The 4,816-nt window shown below is 43.6% G+C and carries 5 protein-coding genes and 4 tRNA genes; 2 read left to right on the forward strand and 7 right to left on the reverse strand.

Annotation, left to right across the window (positions count from 1 at the left end; translation table 11 throughout):
* From OI69_RS19520 to OI69_RS17585, 5 genes are all read right to left on the reverse strand, one after another.
* Positions 1-126, reverse strand: a 126-nt coding sequence (locus OI69_RS19520; protein ID WP_000031650.1) for a GTP-binding protein, incomplete at its 3' end; no start/stop codon positions are given.
* A gap of 107 nt (positions 127-233) precedes the next feature.
* Positions 234-309 (reverse strand) — tRNA-Thr (locus tag OI69_RS17570).
* A 6-nt stretch (positions 310-315) separates the two neighbouring features.
* Positions 316-390: transfer RNA gene (locus tag OI69_RS17575), tRNA-Gly, on the reverse strand.
* A 129-nt stretch (positions 391-519) separates the two neighbouring features.
* Positions 520-604 (reverse strand) — tRNA-Tyr (locus OI69_RS17580).
* 15 nt (positions 605-619) lie between these two features.
* Positions 620-695: transfer RNA gene (locus tag OI69_RS17585), tRNA-Thr, on the reverse strand.
* 329 nt (positions 696-1,024) lie between these two features.
* On the opposite strand from OI69_RS17585, the gene OI69_RS17590 reads away from it, so the two are divergent.
* Both OI69_RS17590 and coaA read left to right on the forward strand, forming a co-directional pair.
* Positions 1,025-1,573 carry a GNAT family N-acetyltransferase gene (locus tag OI69_RS17590; RefSeq protein ID WP_039353517.1) on the forward strand — a complete coding sequence of 183 codons (549 nt, stop codon included), beginning with the start codon at positions 1,025-1,027 and terminating at the stop codon, positions 1,571-1,573.
* A gap of 210 nt (positions 1,574-1,783) precedes the next feature.
* Entirely contained in the window at positions 1,784-2,734 is a 951-nt protein-coding gene (gene coaA / locus OI69_RS17595) for a type I pantothenate kinase (protein ID WP_039353520.1), read from the forward strand.
* Between the two features lie 35 nt (positions 2,735-2,769).
* On the opposite strand, the gene birA is transcribed toward coaA, so the two are convergent.
* Entirely contained in the window at positions 2,770-3,729 is a 960-nt protein-coding gene (birA, locus tag OI69_RS17600; RefSeq protein ID WP_039353522.1) for a bifunctional biotin--[acetyl-CoA-carboxylase] ligase/biotin operon repressor BirA, read from the reverse strand.
* Positions 3,726-4,763, reverse strand: coding sequence for a UDP-N-acetylmuramate dehydrogenase (gene murB / locus OI69_RS17605; protein WP_039353524.1), 1,038 nt, complete (start codon positions 4,761-4,763; stop codon positions 3,726-3,728). The genes birA and murB overlap by 4 nt, the downstream gene beginning before the upstream one ends.
* Positions 4,764-4,816: the final 53 nt, after the last annotated feature.

Raw genomic sequence — 4,816 nt, forward strand, 5'->3', positions numbered from 1 at the left:
ACCACCGTAGGTTTTAGCCAAAACGGTAGTGATTGCAGCGGTCAGCGTTGTTTTACCATGGTCAACGTGGCCGATAGTACCGACGTTAACGTGCGGTTTTGTACGTTCAAATTTTTCTTTAGACATCGATTGTCCCTCTAAGACACGGATAAATCGGTGGTATCACCACATCAACCAAGCAATAGCTTGCTGAATTTATTCACAGAAAGAAAATCAGGAGGAGGAAAAGGAAGTGGTGCTGATAGGCAGATTCGAACTGCCGACCTCACCCTTACCAAGGGTGCGCTCTACCAACTGAGCTATATCAGCACATCTTGGAGCGGGCAGTGGGAATCGAACCCACATCATCAGCTTGGAAGGCTGAGGTAATAGCCATTATACGATGCCCGCATCCTGGAACTCGGCTACCTAATTTTTCTGTAGATTTTGAAGTCGGGGAATAAAAATTTACAGACCCGCCTTCATCGATCCGGTTAACTCGAACTACCGTATCGAATATCCTGTCGCCAGGATTGAATTTGGTGGTGGGGGAAGGATTCGAACCTTCGAAGTCTGTGACGGCAGATTTACAGTCTGCTCCCTTTGGCCGCTCGGGAACCCCACCTGATTGTGTACTTGATGGTGCCGGCTACCGGAATCGAACTGGTGACCTACTGATTACAAGTCAGTTGCTCTACCTACTGAGCTAAGCCGGCATCAAGTGCTGCGCATTCTAGGTAGACAGAACGCTCGATGCAACAAAAAAATTGCGTAAAATGCGCTATCGCTTAGATTTTATCCAAATCACCCCATAAATCTAGCACGATGGTAATAATTAGCACAAAGAACCAGCAGCATTGCCCAACGAAATGAAGATACCATCATAAAACTAGTCTCATTCCCTTTGCACCAAAAATACATTTTTTGCCCTTTAGTAGAGCAGCCCAGCACTGACTGATGCTATTTCGCTCACTTTCCTACGAAAATAAACTTGGAATAAATTTTGCTTGTTAGAAATAAATTTCTGTCGAACGGGCAACATGTGATGAAAACAATTCAACTTAATGCAGCAACCTTACCTGTCTATCGCGAAGAGCTGGCCAATCTACTGATAGATGCGGTAGAAAAAGGCGCGTCTGTGGGATACCACTCGCCACTCTCTTACAAAGTGGCCATAGACTATTTTCATAGTCTGCAACCCTCTATTGCTAATGGCGAACGCATATTATGGATAGCATGTGATGAGGAAGGCATCGTCGGAAGCGTACAGCTCGAGTTGTGTCAAAAACCGAACGGGAAAAACAGGGCTGAAATTCAAAAATTATTGGTTCATAGTCGCACAAGGAGAACAGGAATAGGCCGACACCTCATTCAGGTATTGGAAAAGAGCGCTCTTTTCCAACAGAGGGGGCTACTCTACTTAGATACTCAAGCAGGCTCCCCCGCAGAAGCATTTTACCGTGCTTTAGGCTATCGCCATCTGGGAGAATTGCCAGACTATGCTAGCACCCCCGATGGTTATTATCATCCGACCGCTATCTATTATAAGCGCCTTTTTGCCGTGAATAGTGGAGCTAAAGCAACCGCCAGTTAGCATATACCCGATGCTCAAGCATCGAAGCATCGGGTACGGAACCTATTTTCTCTTCTTCTTTCTATCAGCAAAGTGTTAACCTGCCTATTATCAAAAATTTATTACCTAAGAGAAGGTGACGCAGCCACAGCGTTGGCTAAACGAGTAGCCCGTTTCCTTGCTGGGCTGAGAGTCCCTTTTCTTACCTGTGAAGCAGGCAGAACACGACTTATGAGCAATAAAGAGCAATCATTGGCCACGCCATATTTACAATTTAACCGCAGCCAATGGGCAGCCTTGCGCGATTCTGTGCCGTTAACGCTGACAGAGGAAGAGATCGTTAAGCTCAAAGGGATTAACGAAGATCTTTCATTAGACGAGGTTGCGGAAATTTATCTGCCGCTATCCCGCCTGCTCAATTTCTATATCAGTTCTAATTTACGCCGTCAGGCAGTCCTTGAGCAGTTTTTAGGGACCGATGGGCAAAAAATACCTTACATAATCGGCATTGCAGGCAGTGTCGCAGTGGGAAAAAGTACCACGGCCCGCGTACTCCAAGCGTTACTAAGCCGCTGGCCAGAACATCGCAGCGTAGAACTCATAACAACTGATGGATTTCTTCATCCTAATAAGGTGCTAAAAGAACGCGATTTGATGAAGAAAAAGGGATTCCCACAGTCCTATGATATGCATAGCCTGGTAAAATTTGTTTCTGATATCAAATCAGGAACACATCAAGTTACAGCCCCAACGTATTCCCATCTAACATATGACATTGTTCCTAATAATAATAAAGTATTGGAACAACCTGATATCTTAATATTAGAAGGCTTGAACGTTTTACAAAGTGGAATGGACTATCCACATGATCCACATAGAGTTTTCGTGTCTGACTTTGTAGACTTCTCTATTTATGTAGATGCACCTGAAGAACTGCTACAGTCTTGGTATATAAACCGATTCTTGAAGTTCAGACAGGGTGCATTTTCAAATCCCAATTCATATTTCCATAATTATGCAAAGCTGACAGAACAAGAGGCCATCGGTATAGCCTCTCAATTATGGCAGGAAATCAATGGACTTAATTTAAAAGAAAATATCCTGCCAACCCGGGAGAGAGCCAGCCTTATTATGACTAAAAGTGCTAACCATGCCGTAGAATATGTCAGGTTAAGAAAGTGATAATAAACTCGTGTATGAAAAAGCCCCCCCCTTTTTCATACACCGCGAAGAGAAATTTCGCCACCAATATATGGTGTTATCGAACCGTCCACTTCTAATAAGAGTGCACCTTGGCGGTCTATTCCACGATCAATTCCGTATATTTCACGATTACCAATAATCAAACGAACCGGGCGATTGAAATAGTTATCCAATTTTTCCCATCTGGAAATGAACGGTCCAAGGCCTTGTAGTTCAAAAATAGCTAAAGCATTTCTTAATTCAGAAATAAGAGTCGAGGCGAGCGTATTACGATTAATCTCTATTCCTGCCTCTTGTAAGTTTATCCAACCTTGATTAATGGTATCTGGAGCAGGCTCTCTCATCTGTAAATTGATCCCTGCGCCAATGACCAAATTAGCGGCATCGCCCGTTTTTCCGGTCAGCTCAACAAGAATACCGGCTAACTTTCTATCCTTCAGATATAAATCATTGGGCCACTTAACCCTAACTCCATCAGCACCAAGCTTATGTAACACTTCAGCCATGACAATACCAATAACCAAACTAACCCCAACCGCTGCAGCCGGCCCTTGATCCAGGCGCCAATATAAGGACAAGTATAAATTCGCACCAAAAGGTGAAAACCATTGCCGTCCACGCCGACCACGTCCAGCTTGCTGATATTCAGCAAGACATGCATCACCGGAGGATAATGTGTCCAATCGTTCTAAAATATACTGATTAGTAGAATCAACAACAGGTAACACTATCACTCCACCTTGCGGTAGCTGCTTGAAGATGGCATCTTCATCTAATAACTGCATAGGTGCGGGTAAAGAATACCCCTTACCCGTTACAGTAAATACGTCAATACCCCAGTCACGTATAGTTTGAATATGTTTATTAATTGCAGCTCGACTCATTCCCATCATTTCGCCCAGTAATTCACCGGAATAAAACTCACCATCAGAGAGAGTCTTTATTAACTTAAGAGGGACTGTAATATCTTTCATGATAATACCTCGATGGCATTGACCTCTCCATACGCAGCAATAAAGCGAACTTCAGGTTCCAGATATATGGAAAATTTACCAGCAACCTGATTGCGAACATAGCGCGCCAATTCAACAATATCCGAGCTTTTTGCATCATTTTTATTGATTAGAACTAATGCCTGTTTATCGTGAACAGCCGCACCACCGAGCTGAAATCCTTTAAGCTTGCATTGATCAATTAACCATCCAGCAGCCAATTTAACATTGCCATCAGCTTGCGTATACTGAGGCGCATTCGGATACTGTCGTAAAATACTCTCAGCATGCTCTTGTGTAATTATCGGGTTTTTGAAGAAACTACCCGCATTACCTGTCACAACAGGATCGGGGAGCTTACTTCGGCGCATATGGCATACAGAATCAAATATCTGCTGTGGTGTCACGGTTGCAGGGTTCAGTTCAGCCAGATCACCATAGTTCAGTATTGGGTTCCAGTCTTTCTTTAAAAATAGCCCTACCGCAGTAATCGCAAACCCAGAGCGGTATTGATGCTTAAATATGCTCTCACGGTAACCGAATTGGCATTCCTCAGAGGTAAGCCGTATGACGTTACCTTCATTCAGATCCAACAATTCAACGTAATCACAGACATCCTGAAATTCGATACCGTACGCACCAATATTCTGTATCGGTGCAGACCCCACACATCCAGGAATTAACGCGAGATTTTCTAACCCAGCAATATCACACTTCAGCGTATATTCAACTAAGTGATGCCAATTCTCACCAGCACCGACATGAAGATACCAGCCATCACTTTCTTCTCGAATATTTATGCCCTTAAGCCGATTTAACAGAATTGTGCCTAAGAAATTTTCCAGAAAAAGAACATTACTTCCTTCCCCTAGCAACAATACAGGTTCTTGCGATGCACTGGCGACGCGCCATCCTTCAATCAATTTCTCCTGAGTATCCGCGACCCTAATACAAGATGCGGAAACAGATAGTGAGAAAGAATTATGAGACTTCAGTGAAATAATGCTCGACGCCATGATGGGATGCCTACTAATTCAGATATCACATAGTCTACCTGATTTACGCAAGA

It is taken from the genome of Pectobacterium fontis (assembly GCF_000803215.1).
Lineage (GTDB): Bacteria > Pseudomonadota > Gammaproteobacteria > Enterobacterales > Enterobacteriaceae > Pectobacterium > Pectobacterium fontis.

What these genes read in the sequence shown, in the direction of transcription:
- OI69_RS17590 (WP_039353517.1), top strand. Translation starts at nt 1,025, where the DNA reads ATGAAAACAATTCAACTTAATGCAGCAACCTTACCTGTCTATCGCGAA.
- coaA (WP_039353520.1), top strand. Translation starts at nt 1,784, where the DNA reads ATGAGCAATAAAGAGCAATCATTGGCCACGCCATATTTACAATTTAAC.
- birA (WP_039353522.1), bottom strand. Translation starts at nt 3,729, where the DNA reads ATGAAAGATATTACAGTCCCTCTTAAGTTAATAAAGACTCTCTCTGAT.
- murB (WP_039353524.1), bottom strand. Translation starts at nt 4,763, where the DNA reads ATGGCGTCGAGCATTATTTCACTGAAGTCTCATAATTCTTTCTCACTA.